15 protein-coding genes are annotated in these 19,288 nt (G+C 64.0%); 7 read left to right on the forward strand and 8 right to left on the reverse strand.

Annotated features, from left to right (window positions below):
* Positions 1-276 precede the first annotated feature (276 nt).
* Positions 277-1,497, reverse strand: a complete 1,221-nt coding sequence (locus tag AC25MA_RS09030) for a CaiB/BaiF CoA transferase family protein (protein WP_486971969.1) — start codon at positions 1,495-1,497, stop codon at positions 277-279.
* A 14-nt stretch (positions 1,498-1,511) separates the two neighbouring features.
* Complete coding sequence (locus tag AC25MA_RS09035; RefSeq protein ID WP_028689912.1) at positions 1,512-2,693, reverse strand: acyl-CoA dehydrogenase; 1,182 nt, start codon at positions 2,691-2,693, stop codon at positions 1,512-1,514.
* A gap of 163 nt (positions 2,694-2,856) precedes the next feature.
* Here AC25MA_RS09035 and AC25MA_RS09040 point away from each other — a divergent pair, with 163 nt between their 5' ends.
* The 5 genes from AC25MA_RS09040 to scpC all read left to right on the forward strand — a co-directional run bounded on the left by AC25MA_RS09040 (position 2,857) and on the right by scpC (position 8,766).
* On the forward strand, positions 2,857-3,756 hold the full coding sequence (locus AC25MA_RS09040; protein ID WP_028689913.1) for a LysR family transcriptional regulator: 900 nt from the start codon (positions 2,857-2,859) through the stop codon (positions 3,754-3,756).
* 441 nt (positions 3,757-4,197) lie between these two features.
* On the forward strand, positions 4,198-5,319 hold the full coding sequence (locus tag AC25MA_RS09045; protein ID WP_486971970.1) for a Re/Si-specific NAD(P)(+) transhydrogenase subunit alpha: 1,122 nt from the start codon (positions 4,198-4,200) through the stop codon (positions 5,317-5,319).
* Positions 5,320-5,330: 11 nt separating this feature from the next.
* Entirely contained in the window at positions 5,331-5,645 is a 315-nt protein-coding gene (locus AC25MA_RS09050; protein WP_023631272.1) for an NAD(P) transhydrogenase subunit alpha part 2, read from the forward strand.
* 2 nt (positions 5,646-5,647) lie between these two features.
* A complete protein-coding gene (locus tag AC25MA_RS09055) occupies positions 5,648-7,084 on the forward strand; it encodes an NAD(P)(+) transhydrogenase (Re/Si-specific) subunit beta (RefSeq protein ID WP_028689915.1) in 1,437 nt (478 codons plus the stop codon).
* A gap of 188 nt (positions 7,085-7,272) precedes the next feature.
* The gene (scpC, locus tag AC25MA_RS09060) at positions 7,273-8,766 is read left to right on the forward strand and encodes a succinyl-CoA:acetate CoA-transferase ScpC (protein WP_028689916.1); all 1,494 of its coding nucleotides are present in this window, start codon (positions 7,273-7,275) and stop codon (positions 8,764-8,766) included.
* A 69-nt stretch (positions 8,767-8,835) separates the two neighbouring features.
* Here scpC and AC25MA_RS09065 read toward each other — a convergent pair whose 3' ends face one another.
* The gene (locus tag AC25MA_RS09065; RefSeq protein WP_486971971.1) at positions 8,836-10,503 is read right to left on the reverse strand and encodes a putative bifunctional diguanylate cyclase/phosphodiesterase; all 1,668 of its coding nucleotides are present in this window, start codon (positions 10,501-10,503) and stop codon (positions 8,836-8,838) included.
* Between the two features lie 256 nt (positions 10,504-10,759).
* On the opposite strand from AC25MA_RS09065, the gene rep reads away from it, so the two are divergent.
* Both rep and AC25MA_RS09075 read left to right on the forward strand, forming a co-directional pair.
* On the forward strand, positions 10,760-12,769 hold the full coding sequence (gene rep, locus AC25MA_RS09070; protein ID WP_028689918.1) for a DNA helicase Rep: 2,010 nt from the start codon (positions 10,760-10,762) through the stop codon (positions 12,767-12,769).
* Between the two features lie 63 nt (positions 12,770-12,832).
* A complete protein-coding gene (locus AC25MA_RS09075; RefSeq protein WP_011536381.1) occupies positions 12,833-13,405 on the forward strand; it encodes a xanthine phosphoribosyltransferase in 573 nt (190 codons plus the stop codon).
* A gap of 40 nt (positions 13,406-13,445) precedes the next feature.
* Here AC25MA_RS09075 and AC25MA_RS09080 read toward each other — a convergent pair whose 3' ends face one another.
* From AC25MA_RS09080 to dadA, 5 genes are all read right to left on the reverse strand, one after another.
* Positions 13,446-15,308, reverse strand: a complete 1,863-nt coding sequence (locus AC25MA_RS09080) for an acetyl-CoA hydrolase/transferase family protein (RefSeq protein ID WP_182323991.1) — start codon at positions 15,306-15,308, stop codon at positions 13,446-13,448.
* A gap of 149 nt (positions 15,309-15,457) precedes the next feature.
* On the reverse strand, positions 15,458-15,862 hold the full coding sequence (locus AC25MA_RS09085; RefSeq protein ID WP_036985953.1) for a c-type cytochrome: 405 nt from the start codon (positions 15,860-15,862) through the stop codon (positions 15,458-15,460).
* A gap of 154 nt (positions 15,863-16,016) precedes the next feature.
* On the reverse strand, positions 16,017-16,565 hold the full coding sequence (locus tag AC25MA_RS09090) for a cupin domain-containing protein (RefSeq protein ID WP_023629132.1): 549 nt from the start codon (positions 16,563-16,565) through the stop codon (positions 16,017-16,019).
* Between the two features lie 108 nt (positions 16,566-16,673).
* The gene (gene alr, locus AC25MA_RS09095; protein WP_069015973.1) at positions 16,674-17,747 is read right to left on the reverse strand and encodes an alanine racemase; all 1,074 of its coding nucleotides are present in this window, start codon (positions 17,745-17,747) and stop codon (positions 16,674-16,676) included.
* Between the two features lie 195 nt (positions 17,748-17,942).
* Complete coding sequence (dadA, locus tag AC25MA_RS09100; RefSeq protein WP_028689923.1) at positions 17,943-19,244, reverse strand: D-amino acid dehydrogenase; 1,302 nt, start codon at positions 19,242-19,244, stop codon at positions 17,943-17,945.
* Between the last annotated feature and the right edge of the window lie 44 nt (positions 19,245-19,288).

Below are 19,288 nucleotides of genomic sequence, written 5' to 3' on the forward strand. Positions count from 1 at the left end.
CCTGCTGTCAACTGCCTTTCTCACCGCTGCCGATCGTTAGACCGAAGCACCTCCGCCACCCTCTTCAACAATCAACTCATTGATATTCAAGGAGTTTTTTGTTCCGATGTCGCTGGAAGTGGGGCGCATTATAAGGGGATCTGACAGGGCGTCAACCGTTAATTTCATAAAAATCAAAAAGATCGCCTCAGAAGCCTTGGTACCTATATAAGCAGCCCCAAAACAAAAGCAGGGAGGCCTATCGGCCTCCCTGCCCCTTCCTATATAGGTAGCGCGTCACAGCACCCCGGCAGCCCGGAGTCGCTGCACCGCCTCCCCATCCAACCCCAGCACATCGCCAAGCACCGCCTCGGTATGCTCCCCCAGCAACGGTGGCGCCTGCCGATACTCCACCGGCGTCTCCGACAACCGGATCGGGCTGGCCACCTGCGGCACGCTCCCCGCCAACGGATGAGGAACATCCACTACCAACCCACGGGCCAGCACCTGCGGATCCTGGAACATCTGCGCCAGATCGTTGATCGGTCCGCACGGCACGCCTGCCTTCTCCAGCTCGCTCACCCACTCGGCCGTGGTCTTGAACACCGTGGCCTGGCGAATCAGCGGAATCAGCTCGGCGCGATTGGCCACCCGCTGTTTATTGGTGGCGAAGCGTGGGTCATCCGCCCAGTGCGCCTGCCCGGCCACTTCCGCGAACTTGCGGAACTGCCCGTCATTGCCCACGGTAAGAATGAAGTTGCCATCGGCCGTCGGGAAATCCTGGTATGGCACGATATTCGGGTGCGCATTGCCCAGCCGACGAGGCGCAGTACCCGTGGTGAGGTAGTTCATTGCCTGGTTGGCCAGGCAGGCCACCTGTACATCCAGCAGCGCCATGTCGATGTGCTGGCCGATACCAGACTGGTCACGATGCGCCAGGGCCGCCAGGATCGCCACGGTGGAATACAGCCCGGTGAGGATGTCGGTCAGCGCCACCCCGACCTTCATCGGCCCGGCCCCCTCCTCCCCCTCCGGGCGACCGGTCAGGCTCATCAGCCCACCCAGCCCCTGGATCATGAAGTCGTAGCCGGCACGCTTGGCATATGGCCCGGTCTGGCCGAAGCCGGTGATCGAGCAGTATATGAGCGTCGGATTGACCGCCTTCAGGCTTTGATAGTCCAGCCCATAGGCCGCCAGCCCGCCAACCTTGAAGTTCTCGATGACGATATCCGACTTCGCCGCCAGCTCGCGCACCAGACGCTGGCCTTCCGGCTGGGTAAAGTCGATGGTCACCGAGCGCTTGTTGCGGTTGGCCGACAGGTAGTAGGCCGCCTCGCTGGTGTTCTCGCCCTGAACATCGCGCAGGAAAGGCGGCCCCCAAGAACGGGTGTCGTCACCCGCTCCCGGACGCTCGACCTTGATCACATCGGCGCCAAGGTCAGCCAGGATCTGGCCGGACCAAGGGCCGGCCAGCACCCGGGAAAGATCCAGCACCCGCAGATGGGAAAGCGCGCCCATGGCCTGGTCCTCTATTAATAGAACGCCTGGATGCCGGTCTGCGCGCGCCCGAGGATCAGCGCGTGCACGTCATGGGTCCCTTCATAGGTGTTGACCACCTCGAGGTTGACCAGGTGGCGGGCCACGCCGAACTCGTCGGAGATGCCATTGCCGCCCAGCATGTCGCGGGCCAAACGGGCGATGTCCAGGGCCTTGCCGCAGGAGTTGCGCTTCATGATCGAGGTGATCTCGACCGCCGCGGTACCTTCATCCTTCATCCGCCCCAGGCGCAGGCAGCCTTGCAGGGCCAGGGTGATCTCGGTCTGCATGTCGGCCAGTTTCTTCTGGATCAGCTGGTTGGCAGCCAGTGGGCGGCCGAACTGCTGGCGGTCCAGGGTGTACTGGCGCGCGGTGTGCCAGCAGGCCTCGGCGGCGCCCAGGGCGCCCCAGGAGATGCCATAGCGGGCAGAGTTCAGGCAGGTGAACGGGCCCTTGAGGCCACGCACGTCCGGGAAGATGTTCTCCTCCGGCACGAACACGTTGTCCATGACGATCTCGCCGGTGATCGAAGCGCGCAGGCCAACCTTGCCGTGGATGGCCGGGGCGCTGAGGCCGTCCCAACCTTTCTCCAGCACGAAGCCGCGGATATCGCCGGCATCGTCCTTGGCCCAGACCACGAATACATCGGCGATCGGGCTGTTGGTGATCCACATCTTGCTGCCGGTCAGGCGATAGCCACCGTCGACCTTGCGGGCGCGGGTGATCATCGAGCCCGGGTCGGAACCATGGTTGGGCTCGGTCAGGCCGAAGCAGCCGATCCACTCGCCACTGGCCAGTTTCGGCAGGTACTTCTGCTTCTGCGCCTCGGTGCCGAACTCGTTGATCGGCACCATCACCAGTGACGACTGCACGCTCATCATCGAGCGGTAGCCAGAGTCGATGCGTTCCACCTCGCGGGCGATCAGGCCGTAGCACACGTAGTTCAGGCCGCTGCCGCCGTACTGTTCAGGGATGGTCGCGCCGAGCAGACCGACTTCACCCATCTCGCGGAAGATCGCCGGGTCTGTCTGCTCGTGGCGGAACGCCTCCAGCACACGGGGTGCCAGCTTGTCCTGGGCGAACTGATAGGCGCTGTCGCGAACCATGCGCTCTTCTTCAGTGAGCTGCTGATCCAGCAGCAGCGGGTCGATCCAGTTGAAGCTTGCCTTGCCAGCCATGTGCGGATTCCTCGAAAGATGGGAACGAATTGTTGTGCTGGATTGATCCTAGGCCTGATCGGCCGGCGGTACAAACGAGGATTGCGCACGGTTTAGTGATATTTTCTCACTTCGTAATCACCGAAATGCCCTGTTCAAAGCCAGACAAGTGAGGTTGACGTACATGCGCCGCAAGATCCCCAGCACCACCGCATTGGTATGTTTCGAGGCAGCCGCGCGTCACGAGAGTTTTACCAAGGCCGCCCAGGAGCTGGCCCTGACCCAGGGCGCCGTCTGTCGGCAGATTGGTGGCCTTGAGGCCTTCCTTAACGTGGAACTGTTCCGTCGCTCGCGACGGGGCGTGAAGCTGACCGAAGCCGGGCTCTCCTACAGCCGCCAGGTGGCTGCGCAGCTTGATGCGGTGGAGCGCGACACGCTTTCGGTGATGCGCCAGCAAGGCGCCAACGTGATCGAACTGGCGGTGGTGCCGACCTTCGGCACGCAATGGCTGCTACCGCGCCTGAAGGACTTCCAGCAGCGCCACCCCGAGGTCACGGTCAACCTGACCAACCGCACCCGCCCCTTCCTGTTCGCCGACACGCCCTTCGACGCCGCCATCTACTTCGGCGACGCCGACTGGTCCGGCACCCAGTCCCACCGCCTGATGGGCGAGAACCCCATGCCGGTGTGCAGCCCCGCGCTGCTGGAAGGGCAAGCCAGCCTCGACGCCCGGCGCATCGCCGAGTTGCCCCTGCTGCAGCAGACCACGCGCCCCTATGCCTGGCGGCAGTGGTTCGACGGCCTGGGCCTGAGCGTCGAACGCGACATGACCGGCCCGCGCTACGAACTGTTCTCCATGCTGGCCCAGGCCGCCATGCACGACATGGGCATTGCGCTGATCCCACCCTTCCTGATCCAGCGCGAGTTGCAAGAAGGCCGACTGCTGGTCGCTAACAGGCATGCCCTCTCCAGCGACAAGGCCTACCATCTGATGATCCCCGAGCGAAAGGTGGAATCCGCTTCGCTGCGGGCGTTTCGCGACTGGCTGGTGGTGCAGGCACAGCAGTACACCGCCGCCAACTGAAGGCAAAAACCAAATAATTGACTCCGTAGTCAATTATTTTTAACACCTACAGATATATGGATTTGTCGCAAATTCGTAATCTGTTCCGTAGAGCGGAAAAACCGTAGCAACCCTAGTGACTACGCGGGTTTGCGGCTTATTTTGCGACATTCACAACGCCGTGAACGAAAACGGCCGAAATTTTTTCTTTTTTTCCCCTAAGCTGCGAATAGCGCGTACTTGACGGGCTGGATCGGAATCGTTGCGACATACGGTCACAGGGTGACTTGTAGTTTTAAGTTCGTTTCGCTTCAGAACCTGTTGAAGGCCCCTGGGTTCGTCTGCAAAATGCCTCTCCCGCCTCGAACCAGGCGGAGTCGTGCTCTACGGCCGCCCAGCCGCACCACCCGAAGTGCGCTGGTTTCCATAAAGACAATAAAGGTCACCGCAGGAGACATAGTCGTGCACATTGGTGTTCCTCTCGAGACGCAGACGGGTGAGACAAGGGTCGCCGCGACCCCGGAAACCATCAAGAAACTGGTAGGCCAGGGCCATCAGGTCACCGTGCAACGGGGGGCAGGGCTCAACGCCAGCATTCCGGACAGTGCCTATGAAGCCGTGGGCGCCACCCTGGGCGAAGCCACTGACGCCTTTGGCGCGCAGCTGGTGCTCAAGGTGGTCGCGCCCAATGACCAGGAACTGGCGCTGATCAACAGCGGCAGCCTGCTGGCGGGCATGCTCAACCCCTTCAACAACGAACTGATCGGCAAGATGGCCGAACGCGGCATCACCGCCTTCGCCCTGGAAGCCGCGCCGCGCACCTCGCGGGCCCAGAGCCTCGACGTGCTGTCGTCCCAGGCCAACATCGCCGGCTACAAGGCCGTGCTGCTGGCGGCCCACCACTACCCACGCTTCATGCCCATGCTGATGACCGCCGCCGGCACCGTGAAAGCCGCCCGCGTGCTGATCCTCGGCGCCGGCGTCGCCGGCCTGCAGGCGATCGCGACGGCCAAGCGCCTGGGCGCGGTGATCGAAGCGTCGGACGTGCGCCCGGCGGTGAAGGAGCAGATCGAGTCGCTGGGGGCCAAGTTCATCGACGTGCCCTACGAGACCGATGAAGAACGCGAATGCGCCGAAGGCGTCGGCGGCTATGCCCGACCGATGCCGGCCAGCTGGATGCAGCGCCAGACCCAGGCCGTGCACGAACGCGCCAAGCAGGCCGATATCGTCATCACCACCGCGCTGATTCCCGGGCGCAAGGCGCCGACCCTGCTCAGCGCCGAGACCGTGGCGCAGATGAAACCCGGCTCGGTGGTCATCGACCTCGCCGCGGCCCAGGGTGGCAACTGTCCGCTGACCGTGGCCGATCAGGTCGTCATGCACAACGGCGTGACCCTCGTCGGCCCGACCAACCTGCCGGCCCAGGTCGGCGCCGATGCCTCGGCGCTGTACGCGCGCAACCTGCTGGACTTCATGAAGCTGCTGTTCGACAAGGACGGCAGCCTGGTCATCAACCTCGAAGACGACATCGTCGCCGCGTGCCTGATGTGCCGCGACGGCCAGGTCGTGCGCAAGAACGGCTGAGGAGCACGACAATGGAAGACATGCTGATTTCCCACGGCATCTACAACCTGATCATCTTCGTGCTGGCCATCTACGTGGGCTACCACGTGGTGTGGAACGTCACCCCGGCCCTGCACACGCCGCTGATGGCGGTCACCAACGCCATTTCCGCGATCGTCATCGTCGGCGCCATGCTGGCCGCCGCGCTGACCGTCACCCCGGCCGGCAAGGTCATGGGCACCCTGGCCGTCGCGCTAGCCGCGGTCAACGTGTTCGGTGGCTTCCTGGTCACCCGCCGCATGCTGGAAATGTTCAAGAAGAAAACCAAGAACGAGGGGCAGAAGTAAGCATGAGCATGAATCTGGTAACGCTTCTGTACCTGGTCGCCTCGGTCTGCTTCATCCAGGCGCTCAAGGGCCTCTCGCACCCGACCACCTCACGCCGGGGCAACCTGTTCGGCATGATCGGCATGGGCATCGCCATCCTCACCACGGTCGGCCTGATCTACAAGCTTGGCGCGGAGCTGGCGACCGCTGGCATCGGTTACGTCATCGTCGGTCTGCTGGTCGGCGGCAGCGCTGGCTCGATCATGGCCAAGCGCGTCGAGATGACCAAGATGCCCGAACTGGTCGCCTTCATGCACAGCATGATCGGCCTGGCCGCGGTGTTCATCGCCATCGCCGCCGTGCTCGAGCCGCAATCGATGGGCATCGTCGCCAGCATCAGCGACCCGATCCCCACCGGCAACCGCCTGGAGCTGTTCCTCGGCGCGGCCATCGGTGCGATTACCTTCTCGGGCTCGGTGATCGCCTTCGGCAAGCTGTCGGGCAAGTACAAGTTCCGCCTGTTCCAGGGCGCACCGGTACAGTTCGCCGGCCAGCACAAGCTGAACCTGATCCTGGGCCTGGCGACCATCGCCCTGGGACTGCTGTTCACCTTCACCGGCCACTACAGCGCGTTCACCCTGATGCTGGCCCTGGCCTTCGTCATGGGCGTGCTGATCATCATCCCGATCGGCGGCGCCGACATGCCGGTGGTGGTGTCGATGCTCAACAGCTATTCGGGCTGGGCGGCGGCGGGTATCGGCTTCTCGCTGAACAACTCGATGCTGATCATCGCCGGCTCCCTGGTGGGCTCCAGCGGTGCGATCCTCTCGTACATCATGTGCAAGGCGATGAACCGTTCGTTCTTCAACGTCATCCTCGGCGGCTTCGGCGGCGATACCGATATCGGCGCGGCGCAGGGTTCGAAGGAGCAGCGCCCGGTGAAGTCCGGCTCGGCCGACGACGCCACCTTCCTGCTGAGCAACGCCGACAGCGTGATCATCGTTCCCGGCTACGGCCTGGCGGTGGCGCGCGCCCAGCACGCGCTCAAGGAACTGACCGAGAAGCTGGTGCACAACGGCGTGACCGTGAAATACGCGATCCACCCGGTTGCAGGCCGTATGCCAGGCCACATGAACGTGCTGCTGGCCGAAGCCGAGGTGCCGTACGACCAGGTGTTCGAGATGGAAGACATCAACGCCGAGTTCGGCCAGGCCGACGTGGTACTGGTGCTGGGCGCCAACGACGTGGTCAACCCGGCGGCGAAGAACGATCCGAAGTCGCCGATTGCCGGCATGCCGATCCTCGAGGCCTTCAAGGCCAAGACCATCATCGTCAACAAGCGCTCAATGGCCAGCGGCTACGCGGGCCTGGACAACGAACTGTTCTACCTGGACAAGACCATGATGGTGTTCGGTGACGCCAAGAAAGTCATCGAGGACATGGTCAAGGCCGTGGACTGACCCGACCTTGCACCTATAAGAAGTGCATAAGGCCCCTGGGGAGATATTCCCAGGGGCCTTTTCATTGGCTTGATCCAGATCAACGGCTCTACTTCCGGCCTTCGCCTACGACCATGGTCGCGGGACGGTTCCGGGTGAAATCTCTAGACTGCGCTTCCAGTAGCTTCAGTAGCCTGAGATAACAATCCATGTACCGTGATCGTATCCGCTTGTCCTCCCTGCACAGCAAGGTTATGAGTGCGGCTGACGCCGCTGGCCTGATCCAGGACGGCATGACCGTCGGCATGAGCGGTTTCACCCGCGCCGGCGAAGCCAAGGCCGTGCCCCACGCACTGGCCGAGCGTGCAAAACAGTCGCCGCTGAAGATCAGCCTGATGACCGGCGCCAGCCTGGGCAACGACCTGGACAAGCAACTGACCGAGGCCGGCGTGCTGGCCCGGCGCATGCCGTTCCAGGTCGACAGCACCCTGCGCAAGGCCATCAACGACGGCAAGGTGATGTTCATCGACCAGCACCTGTCGGAAACCGTCGAGCAGCTGCGCAACAAACAGCTCACCCTGCCGGACATCGCGGTCATCGAAGCGGTGGCGATCACCGAGCAAGGCCATATCGTGCCGACCACCTCCGTCGGCAACTCGGCCAGCTTCGCGATCTTCGCCAAGCAGGTCATCGTCGAGATCAACCTGTCGCATCATGCCAACCTCGAAGGCCTGCACGACATCTACATCCCGACCTACCGCCCGACCCGCACGCCGATCCCGCTAGTGAAGGTCGACGACCGCATCGGCAGCACCGCGATCCCGATCGACCCGGCCAAGATCGTCGGCATCGTCATCAGTGATCAGCCGGACTCGCCGTCCACCGTGCTGCCGCCTGACCACGAGACCCAGGGCATTGCCGACCACCTGATCGCCTTCCTCAAGGGCGAGGTGGACGCCGGGCGCATGAGCAACAACCTCGGCCCACTGCAGGCCGGCATCGGCAGCATCGCCAACGCGGTGATGTGCGGCCTGATCGAGTCGCCGTTCGACAACCTGACCATGTACTCCGAAGTGCTGCAGGACTCGACCTTCGACCTGATTGACGCCGGCAAGCTGAGCTTTGCCTCGGGCAGCTCGATCACCCTGTCGAGCCGCCGCAACGCCGACGTGTTCGGTAACCTGGAGCGTTACAAGGACAAGCTGGTGCTGCGTCCGCAGGAAATCTCCAACCACCCGGAAGTGGTCCGTCGCCTGGGGATCATCGGCATCAACACGGCGCTGGAGTTCGACATCTACGGCAACGTCAACTCCACCCATGTCTGCGGCACCAAGATGATGAACGGCATCGGTGGCTCGGGCGACTTCGCCCGCAACGCGCACCTGGCGATCTTCGTCACCAAGTCGATCGCCAAGGGCGGCGCGATTTCCAGCGTGGTGCCGATGGTCAGCCACGTCGACCATACCGAGCATGACGTGGACATCCTGGTGACCGAGGTGGGCCTGGCCGACCTGCGCGGCCTGGCGCCGCGCGAGCGTGCCCGGGTGATCATCGACAACTGCGTGCACCCGGACTACCGCGCAGCGCTCAACGATTACTTCGAGCGCGCCTGCCAGCGTGGCGGGCATACCCCGCATATCCTGCGCGAAGCCTTGAGCTGGCATGAAAACCTGGAAGAGACCGGGCGCATGTTGGTCGGTTGATCATCTTTACGGCTTGAAATTGCCGGGGGCGCTTTGCGCCCCTTTTCGCGGCACAAGGCTGCATGAGATCTATAAGGTCTGCACCAGACCCGGGCTCGGCACCTGCAACAGGTACTCGATCAACGCCTCCACCGGCAACGGCCGGCTTACCAGGAAGCCCTGCACCTGGTCGCAACCGAATGCCCGCAGCAGCGCCAGCTGCTCCTCGCTCTCCACCCCTTCGGCCACCACCTCCAGGTTCAGGTTGTGCGCCAGGTTGATCATCGCGTGCACCAGCTTGGCATTCTCCTCGCGCTGCTCCATGCCACCGACGAAGCTACGATCGACCTTGAGCAGGGTGATCGGCAGGCTGTTCAGGTGCACGAACGACGAGAAGCCGGTCCCGAAGTCATCCAGCGAGAAACGCACCCCCAGGCGCCCCAGGGCGTCCATGGTCTGGCGCACCAGCTCGTTGCGCCGCATCACGGCGGTCTCGGTCAGTTCGAACTCCAGCCAGCGGGCATCGACGCCGTGCTCGACGATCAGCCGGCTCAGAGTGGCCAGCAACTGGCTGTCCTGAAACTGGCGGAAGCTCAGGTTCACCGCCATGTGCAGCGGCGCCAGGCCGCGCTCGCGCAGGGCCTGCATGTCGCTCAGCGCCCGGGAGATCACCCAGTAGCCCAACGGCACGATCAACCCGCTCTGTTCGGCCAGCGGCACGAACTCGCTGGGCGCCAGCAGGCCGCGCTCGGGATGGTTCCAACGCACCAGCGCCTCGAGCCCGACGATGCAGCCATCGGCGAGGTTGAGCCGCGGCTGGTAGTGCAGCTCCAACTCGTCGCGGCGCAGGGCGCGGCGCAGCTCGCTTTCGAGGTCGGCCAGGCTGCGGGCGTTGCGGTTGATGCGCTCGTTGAACACATGGAAGGTGCAGCCCTGGCTGCTCTTGGCCTGGCGCATGGCGATGTGCGCGTGCCACATCAGCGGGTCGGCACCGGCCTGGGCGCGGGCATGGGCGATCCCCAGGCTGCAGCCGAGCAGCAGGCTCTCGCCGTCGATCCAGTAGGGCTCGGTCAGCGCCTCGGTAATGCGCTCGGCCATCCACTCGGCGCGGTTGGGGTCGCGCCGGGTGTCGATCAGCAGGGCAAACTCGTCGCTGCCCAGGCGCGCCAGTTGATCGCTCGCCTCCAGTTGGTGCTTCAGCCGGGCGACCACCTGCAGGATCAGGCGGTCCCCCCCCTGGTGGCCGAGGGCATCGTTGACGTGACGGAAGTTATCCAGGTCGAGGTGGCCGAGGGCCAGGCCGCGGCCTTCGTTCTCGGCCAGGCGCGCGGTCAGCAGGGCCTGGAAGCCCTGGCGGTTGGCGATGCCGGTCAGCGGATCCTGTTCGGCCAGCCGTTGCAGGGTGGCCACCAGCACACCGCGCTCACGCACATGGCGCAGGGAGCGACGCAGGGTATCGGTGGTCAGCTGCGCCAGCACCAGCCAGTCGCTGACGCCCAGCGGCGCGCTGGCCGGCTCCTGCTCCAGCAGCAGGATGGTCGGCAGCTCGCAACGCCCCGGGGCCGGCTGCAGCTCTGGCGTGGCCAGCACCACGGCCTGGCGGTCGTTGGCGAACAGGCTGTCCACCGCCGCCCAGTTTGGCGCGGTCAGCAGCACGACGCTGCCGCCCATCGGCTGCAAGCACTCGCGCAGATGCACGGCCCATTCCGACTCATCAGCCAACAGCAGCAAACGCAGGGGTTCGACAGGCGTGGACAAGCGGGCTCCTTAGACGTGGGCGGTGGAACGGCGAGCGCGGGCAATCCTACCCGATTAATTGGAAATGATTTTCACTTTTAGTCATTGCCCATCCCTGGCCACCATCCCGACGCAATCTGACGTGCATCCTGCGCGAAAGTAGCAGATGCGGCAAATCCGATTCGCGCCCTCCATCACAACGTCAGACGGTCGCGCATTAACAGCCCCATGCCTGCTAGAATGCGCGGCTATTTTCTGGTTACCCCCGGTTTCTAGCATGTCCCGACTCAATCCCCGGCAACAGGAAGCCCGAGACTACGTCGGCGGCCCTCTTTTGGTGCTCGCCGGTGCAGGCTCCGGCAAGACCAGCGTGATCACGCGCAAGATTGCCCACCTCATCCAGAACTGCGGCATCCGCGCCCAGTACATCGTGGCGATGACCTTCACCAACAAGGCCGCGCGCGAGATGAAGGAGCGGGTCGGCACCCTGCTGCGTCCGGGAGAAGGCCGGGGCCTGACGGTGTGCACCTTCCACAACCTGGGCCTGAACATCATTCGCAAGGAACACGAGCGCCTGGGCTACAAGCCGGGCTTCTCGATCTTCGACGAATCCGACATCAAGGCGTTGCTGTCGGACATCATGCAGAAGGAATACTCCGGCGACGACGGCATCGACGAGATCAAGAACATGATCGGTGCCTGGAAGAACGACCTGATCCTGCCGCCCGAGGCCCTGGAAAAGGCGCGCAACCCGCGCGAGCAGACCGCGGCCATCGTCTACACCCACTACCAGCGCACGCTCAAGGCGTTCAACGCGGTGGATTTCGACGACCTGATCCTGCAGCCGGTCAAGCTGTTCCAGGAGCACCCCGATGTGCTCGAACGCTGGCAGAACCGCGTGCGCTATCTGCTGGTGGACGAATACCAGGACACCAACGCCAGCCAGTACTTGCTGGTGAAGATGCTGATCGGCATGCGCAACCAGTTCACCGTGGTCGGCGACGATGACCAGTCGATCTACGCCTGGCGTGGCGCCCGCCCCGAGAACCTGATGCTGCTCAAGGAGGACTACCCCTCCCTGAAGATCGTCATGCTCGAGCAGAACTACCGCTCCACCAGCCGCATCCTGCGCTGCGCCAACGTGCTGATCGCCAACAACCCCCACGCCTTCGAGAAAGAGCTGTGGAGCGAGATGGGCGTCGGTGACGAGATCCGCGTGATCCGCTGCAAGAACGAGGAAGCCGAGGCCGAACGCGTGGCCATGGAAATCCTCACCCTGCACCTGCGCACCAACCGCCCGTACAGCGACTTCGCCATCCTCTACCGGGGCAACTACCAGGCCAAGCTGATCGAACTGAAGCTGCAGCACCACCAGGTGCCGTACCGCCTGTCCGGCGGCAACAGCTTCTTCGGCCGCCAGGAGGTCAAGGACCTGATGGCCTACCTGCGCCTGCTGGTGAACCCGGACGACGACAACGCCTACCTGCGGGTGATCAACGTGCCGCGCCGCGAGATCGGCTCGACCACCCTGGAAAAGCTCGGCAACTACGCCACCGAACGCGGCATCTCGATGTACGCCGCCAGCGAGGAGCTGGGCCTGGGCGAGCACCTGGATGCCCGCTACACCGAGCGCCTGCAGCGCTTCAAGCACTGGCTTGACGGGGTGCGCCACAAAGTCGCCCTGGAAGACCCGATCGCCGCGCTGCACGAGATGATCCGCGACATCGATTACGAGAACTGGATCCGCCAGCAGACCGCCAGCGACAAGGCCGCGGAGTTCCGCATCAGCAACGTCTGGTTCCTCGTCGAAGCGCTGAAGAACACCCTCGAGAAGGACGAAGAGGGTGACATGACCATCGAGGACGCCATCGGCAAGCTGGTGCTGCGCGACATGCTCGAGCGCCAGCAGGAAGAGGAAGAGAACGCCGAGGGCGTGCAGATGATGACCCTGCACGCCTCCAAGGGCCTGGAGTTCCCCTACGTGTTCATCATGGGCATGGAGGAGGAGATCCTCCCCCACCGCTCGAGCATCGAGGCCGACACCATCGAAGAGGAACGCCGCCTGGCCTACGTGGGCATCACCCGCGCGCGCCAGACCCTGGCCTTCACCTTCGCCGCCAAGCGCAAGCAGTACGGCGAAATCATCGACTGTACCCCGAGCCGGTTCCTCGACGAACTGCCGCCGGACGACCTGGCCTGGGAAGGCCTGGACGATGCGCCCGTGGAAGTGAAAGCCGCGCGCGGCAACAACGCCCTGGCCGATATCCGGGCGATGCTCAAACGCTGATCAACCATTACTCTTTAACTTTGCCGCTTCGTGCGGCCACCTTTGTTACATCGGAGACACACAGTGGAAGCACTGCAGCAGAAGATTCGCGAAGAAGGCATCGTGCTTTCCGACCAGGTACTCAAAGTCGATGCGTTTCTCAACCACCAGATCGACCCTGCGCTGATGCAGCTGATCGGTGACGAGTTCGCCCGCCTGTTCGCCGATTCGGGCGTGACCAAGATCGTCACCATCGAAGCCTCCGGCATCGCCCCGGCGGTGATGACCGGCCTGAAGCTCGGCGTACCGGTGATCTTCGCCCGCAAGCACCAGTCGCTGACCCTGACCGAGAACCTGCTGACTGCCTCGGTGTACTCCTTCACCAAGCAGACCGAGAACACCGTGGCCATCTCGCCGCGCCATCTCAACAGCAGCGACCGCGTGCTGGTGATCGACGACTTCCTGGCCAACGGCAAGGCGTCCCAGGCACTGATCTCGATCATCAAGCAGGCCGGCGCCACCGTGGCAGGCCTGGGCATCGTCATCGAGAAGTCGTTCCAGGGCGGCCGTGCCGAACTGGACAGCCAAGGCTATCGCGTCGAATCGCTGGCTCGTGTGAAGTCGCTTGAAGGCGGCGTAGTCACGTTCATCGAGTGATGGACTCGTGGGAGCGGGCTTGCCCCGCTCCCACGCTGCATCATTGCCGCGTCGCCTGAAGCGCCGCCAGCAGCAACCGCTGATACAACTCCGCCTTCAAACCCTGCGGGTCATCCAGCCGCATCCGCGCCAACTGTGCTCCATACCCCTCGGGCCCCGGTGCATCCAACGCCGCCTTGCCCAACTCCAAAACCTCGCTCAGCTTGAACTTGCTCTTCAACCAGTTCAGCGCCCGCAACAGATCCCGCTCCTCTGCCGTGAAATCAGTCCCCAGCGGATACTCAGGGAACAGCCGTGCATGCCGCGCCCGAATAGTCTCAAGCCGCTCAGGCGTATTGTTCATGAACCGCGCCTCCAGCTCGAAGTCCTTGGCCAGCTTGCCCGCCGCCTTGGCCTGCTCCATCAGCTCGCGCTGAAAACGTGAGTCACTGATCGCCAGCAACCGCGCAATGACTTCGCTGTCGGTCTGCCCGCGCAGGTCGGCAATGCCGTACTCGGTGATCACGATGTCCCGCAGGTGCCGGGGGATGGTGCAATGGCCGTAGGTCCAGTAAAGGTTCGAGGTCACTTCGCCACCGGTCTCACGCCAGCTGCGCAGCAACAGGATCGAGCGACCGCCCTCCAGCGCGTGCCCCTGAGCGACGAAGTTGTATTGCCCGCCCACGCCGCTGAGTACCCGGCCATCCTCGAGCTGGTCGGCAACCCCCGCGCCGAGCAGGGTCATGCCGAACACCGTGTTGACGAAGCGCGCATCCCGACGCTGGCGACGCTTGCGCGCCTCCTGGCCGTAGAGCTCGTTGATGAAGCTGATGGCGCTCATGGCGAAACGTGCGCGCTGTTGCAACGGCATCTCGCGCAGGCGCTGGTAGAACGCCCGAGGCCCAAGGAAGAACCCGCCATGGATCAGCACCCCCTGCTCGTCGGCAGGACGGCGCACCACCCCGGCGTCGACCAGTGCCAGCAGGCCATTGACGAACATCTCGCTGCAGCCGTACAGCCCCTGGGCGAAGGTATCCAGCCCCCCTTCCCGCTCGATCAGCGCCTGCCATGGTCCGATATCCAGCTCATCGAGCAGCGCACGATAGCCCTCGTTGTCGCCCTGGCGCGCCAGCAGCGCCGCGGTGATCGCATCACCCATGGCGCCGATGCCGATCTGCAGGGTGCCGCCGTCGCGTACCAAGGCGCTGGCATGCAGGCCGATGCAATGGTCCTGGGTGTTCACCGGCATGTTCGGGGTGGAGAACAGCCGGCGTCGCTCGGGCTGGTCGATCAGCAGGTCGAACTGCGTCAGTTCCAGCTCCGCGTCCCCGGGCATGTAGGGCAGTTCGTCGTGGACTTGACCCAGCACCAGAATGGTCTCGCCAGCGGCGCGACGCCGGGTGATCATCGGCAGCAGGTCGAGGGTGATGTCGGGATTGCATGCCAGACTTAGGTGGTCGGGCCTTTCAGGCGTGGCCGCCACCAGTTGCGCGACCAGGTTCAGGCCTTTGGCGTTGATGTCGCGGGCCGCGTGGCTGTAGTTGCTGCTGACGTAATCCTGCTGCGCCGCGTCGCTGTGCAACAGGCTGCCGGGCTGCATGAAGAACTGCTCGACGCGTATGTTTGCCGGGAGTCGGTCGGCACGCAGGTCGGCCAGGTAGGTGAGTTCTTCATAGTCGGCGAACACACGCTCGACGAAGGGCTCGAGGAAACGACGCTGCAAACCATCGCCCAGCGCGGGACGACCAAGGGACAGGGCGGTGTAGATCGTCAGCCGGCGCTCGGGGAGATCGCGAACTCGCGCATACAACGCGTTGACGAAGGCATTGGGTTTGCCCAGGCCGAGCGGCAGGCCCATGTGGATATGGCTAGGCAGGCGGGCCAGGGCTTGTTCGACAGCCTGGTCGATGGAGCAGCGATACATCTGGGCCTCCTGAGTCATCCGTGGGTTCAGGGGTTGGACACAAGTCGCAGCGGGTTGGTTGCCTGTTCCGGCACCGCAATAGGGCCATCAGAGTCCGAAAAAACAAAAGCCCGCCATCAATGGCGGGCTTTACTCGAATCAGATCAGGTTCACAGCCCCGACATCTTCTTGATCGCACCTTTCAGGTCTTCATCCGAGCAATCGGCGCACGTCCCTTTCGGTGGCATGGCGTTGATGCCGGTGATGGCCTTGGCCAGGATGCCATCGAGGCCGCCCTGGTGGTCGGCGCGTTCTTTCCAGGCCGCCGTGTCGCCAATTTTCGGCGCGTTCAGCAGGCCAGTGCCATGGCAGGCGTTGCAGTGCTTGGCGATGATCTCGTCCGGGGTCTTGGCGCCGCCCCCGCCGGCAGTGGCGGCCACTTCCATGCCCTTGCATTCCTGGCCCTGGACGCACACCTGGCCAACCGGCTCGAGGCGCTTGGCGATGTCGTCGTTGGTTGCAGCGGTTGCGCTCATTGCCCAAAGGGCGAATACGGCTGCTGGTACGGCCAGCATCTTCTTGATTTGGTTCACGCGAACACCCTCATGGTGGCTAATCACGCCCGCGGCCACGGAATTGCGAGCGTTGAAAAGTATAGCGGGAACCCGGAAGGCGTGAAACGACCACACTGAGGGAAAGGGTATTGGCGAATCAATGCACTGCGCTGGATCAAAAGTTCGACGGGGTCGCCGCACTGATCAGCCGCGCCGGCTCCTCGAACGGGTTGCGAAAGCGGTGCGGACGGGTGCTTTCGAAGTAGTAGCTGTCGCCGGCCTCGAGAATGAATATTTCAGTGCCGACCACCAGTTCCAGGCGGCCTTCGAGCAGGATGCCGGTCTCTTCGCCGTCGTGGGTGAGCATTTCCGCGCCGGTGTCGGCACCCGGCGGGTAGACCTCGGTGAGGAAGGCGATGGCCCGGTTGGGATGCGACTTGCCGACCAGCTTCATGGTCACCGCGCCATCGGAGATGTCGATCAGCTCGTGGGCCTTGTAGACGATCTGGGTCGGGCTCTCAGGCGCCAGCTCCACCGAGAAGAACTCGACCATGGACATGGGGATGCCGCTGAGCACCTTGCGCAGGGAGCTGATCGACGGGCTGACGCTGTTCTTCTCGATCATCGAGATGGTGCTGTTGGTCACCCCCGCGCGCTTGGCGAGTTCGCGCTGGGACAGGCCCTTGAGCTTGCGGATGGCTTGCAGTCGTTCACCGACGTCCAAAGCTGGAGCCTCCTGAATCGGTCGAGATGGGGGTAGTGTGAACGATATGATGGCAATGCCGTTCAGTATTTACAACACACAGCCCCGCAGCCTGTCCGCTTCAGCGTCTTATTCGCCGATATAGTCCAGTGGTACGCGTTTGAGATTGCAGAAGATCTGGTACGGAATGGTCCCGGCCTGCAGCGCCACGTCACTGGCCAGGACTTGCTTGCCCCACAGCTCCACCGGGCTGCCGACAGTGGCCTCGGGCACCTCGGTGAGGTCGACGCAGAGCATGTCCATCGACACCCGGCCGATCAGCTGGGTGCGCTTGCCGGCCACCACCACCGGGGTGCCGGTGGGCGCCTGGCGTGGGTAGCCGTCGGCATAGCCCATGGCGACCACGCCCACGCGGGTCGGGCGCGGGCTGACGAATCTGGCGCCGTAGCCCACCGGCTCGCCGGCCGGCAGCTCGCGCACGCTGATGATCCGCGATTGCAGGGTCATCACCGGTTGCAGGCGGGCCGCTTCGGCCTGCGCCACCTCGAACGGCGTGGCGCCATAGAGCATGATGCCCGGGCGCACCCAGTCGCTCTTGATGCGCGGCCAGCCCAGCACCGCCGGGGAGTTGCGCAGGCTGCACTCGGCGGCCAGGCCCTGGCGCGCGGCCTCGAACACGGCGACCTGTTGCTCGGTGGCGGCGGCATCGAGTTCGTCGGCGCGGGCGAAGTGGCTCATCAGCACGATACGCGACACCTTGCCGCTGGCCAGCAGGCGCTGGTAGGCGTCGTGATAATCCTTGGGGTGCACGCCGACGCGGTGCATGCCGGTGTCCATCTTCAGCCAGATGGTCAGCGGCTTGCGCACCGCAGTCTGCTCGATCGCTTCCAGCTGCCACAGCGAATGCACCACGCACCACAGGTCATGCTCGGCGATCAGCGCCAGCTCGCTGGCCTCGAAGAAACCTTCGAGCAGCAGCACCGGCGCCTTGATGCCCGCCGCGCGCAGCTCCAAGGCCTCCTCGATGCAGGCCACGGCAAAACCGTCGGCCTCGGGCTCGAGCGCCAGGGCGCAACGCACAGCGCCATGACCGTAGGCGTCGGCCTTGACCACTGCCAGGGCCTTGGCGCCGGTCAGCTCACGGGCCAGGCGGTAGTTGTGACGGAGGGCTTGGAGGTCGATCAGGGCACGGGCGGGACGCATGGCGGCAGCCTTCTGGCAATTCTGGTTATCGATAAAGCCCCGACACGGCAGATGGGGGTAGGTACCCAACGCGCCGGGGTGAGGGAACGGGTCAATCGGTTTTCGGCCTTATCGCGGGACAAGCCCGCTCCCACCAGACTCTACGGTGTTCGTGGGAGCAGGCTTGCCCCGCGATAAGGCCAGCAGTATCAATGCTTACTGATGCGCAGGCGCCGGCTGCCCGTGCTTGGCGATCTCGCGGCTGTTGCCATAACGCGAGATGTCCAGGCCTTCGGCACTGATCTGCGGCTTCTTGCGCGCGATCAGGTCTGCCAGCAGGCGACCGGAACCGCAGGCCATGGTCCAGCCCAGGGTGCCGTGACCGGTGTTGAGGAACAGGTTACGGAACTTGGTCGCCCCGACGATCGGGGTACCGTCCGGGGTGGCCGGGCGCAGGCCGGTCCAGAAGCTCGCCTGGCTCAGGTCGCCGCCGCGAGGATAAAGGTCGTTGACGATCATCTCCAGCGTTTCGCGTCGACGCGGGTTCAGCGACAGGTCAAAACCGGCAATCTCGGCCATGCCGCCAACGCGGATGCGGTTGTCGAAACGGGTTATGGCGACCTTGTAGGTCTCGTCCAGGATGGTCGAAGTCGGCGCCATGTCGCCATTGGTGATCGGCACGGTCAGCGAGTAGCCCTTGAGCGGATAGACCGGGGCCTTGATGCCCAGTGGTTTGAGCAGTTGCGGCGAATAGCTGCCCAGGGCCAGCACGTAGCGGTCGGCGGTTTCCAGCTTGCCGTCGATCCATACGCCGTTGATGCGGTCACCGGCGAAGTCCAGGCGTTGGATATCCTGACCAAAACGGAACTCGACGCCCAGCTTGATGGCCATTTCGGCGAGCTTGGTGGTGAACAGCTGGCAATCGCCGGTCTGGTCGTTGGGCAGGCGCAGGGCACCGGCGAGGATGTCCTTCACCCCGGCCAGGGCCGGCTCGACACGGGCGATGCCGTCGCGGTCGAGCAGCTCGTAGGGAACGCCGGACTGTTCCAGTACGGCGATATCCTTGGCCGCGGCGTCCACCTGGGCCTGGGTGCGGAACAGCTGGGTGGTGCCCAGGCTGCGGTTTTCGTAGGCGATGCCGGTCTCAGCGCGCAGCTCGTCGAGGCAGTCGCGGCTGTACTCGGACAGGCGCACCATGCGCTCCTTGTTCACCGCGTAGCGGCTGGCGGTGCAGTTGCGCAGCATCTGCGCCATCCACAGGTACTGGTCGACGTCGCCGGTCAGCTTGATGGCCAGGGGCGCGTGGCGCTCCAGCAGCCACTTGATGGCCTTGAGCGGCACGCCCGGAGCGGCCCAGGGCGAGGCATAGCCGGGCGAGATCTGGCCTGCGTTGGCGAAACTGGTTTCCATGGCCACCGCCGGCTGGCGATCGACCACCGTGACCTCGAAACCTTGCCGGGCCAGATAGTAGGCACTGGCGGTACCGATCACACCGCTACCAAGTACCAGAACTCGCATTGTTGTATCCCTCGCACGCGGCTCGCCGCAGTCTTTTGTTGAAA

The sequence above is a fragment of the Pseudomonas sp. P65(2024) genome, assembly GCF_057480955.1.

Excerpts from the sequence above, each read along its gene's own strand:
- AC25MA_RS09030 (WP_486971969.1), bottom strand. The coding sequence starts at position 1,497 with ATGGGCGCGCTTTCCCATCTGCGGGTGCTGGATCTTTCCCGGGTGCTG.
- AC25MA_RS09035 (WP_028689912.1), bottom strand. The coding sequence starts at position 2,693 with ATGGCTGGCAAGGCAAGCTTCAACTGGATCGACCCGCTGCTGCTGGAT.
- AC25MA_RS09040 (WP_028689913.1), top strand. The coding sequence starts at position 2,857 with ATGCGCCGCAAGATCCCCAGCACCACCGCATTGGTATGTTTCGAGGCA.
- AC25MA_RS09050 (WP_023631272.1), top strand. The coding sequence starts at position 5,331 with ATGGAAGACATGCTGATTTCCCACGGCATCTACAACCTGATCATCTTC.
- AC25MA_RS09055 (WP_028689915.1), top strand. The coding sequence starts at position 5,648 with ATGAGCATGAATCTGGTAACGCTTCTGTACCTGGTCGCCTCGGTCTGC.
- scpC (WP_028689916.1), top strand. The coding sequence starts at position 7,273 with ATGTACCGTGATCGTATCCGCTTGTCCTCCCTGCACAGCAAGGTTATG.
- rep (WP_028689918.1), top strand. The coding sequence starts at position 10,760 with ATGTCCCGACTCAATCCCCGGCAACAGGAAGCCCGAGACTACGTCGGC.
- AC25MA_RS09080 (WP_182323991.1), bottom strand. The coding sequence starts at position 15,308 with ATGTATCGCTGCTCCATCGACCAGGCTGTCGAACAAGCCCTGGCCCGC.
- AC25MA_RS09085 (WP_036985953.1), bottom strand. The coding sequence starts at position 15,862 with ATGCTGGCCGTACCAGCAGCCGTATTCGCCCTTTGGGCAATGAGCGCA.
- alr (WP_069015973.1), bottom strand. The coding sequence starts at position 17,747 with ATGCGTCCCGCCCGTGCCCTGATCGACCTCCAAGCCCTCCGTCACAAC.
- dadA (WP_028689923.1), bottom strand. The coding sequence starts at position 19,244 with ATGCGAGTTCTGGTACTTGGTAGCGGTGTGATCGGTACCGCCAGTGCC.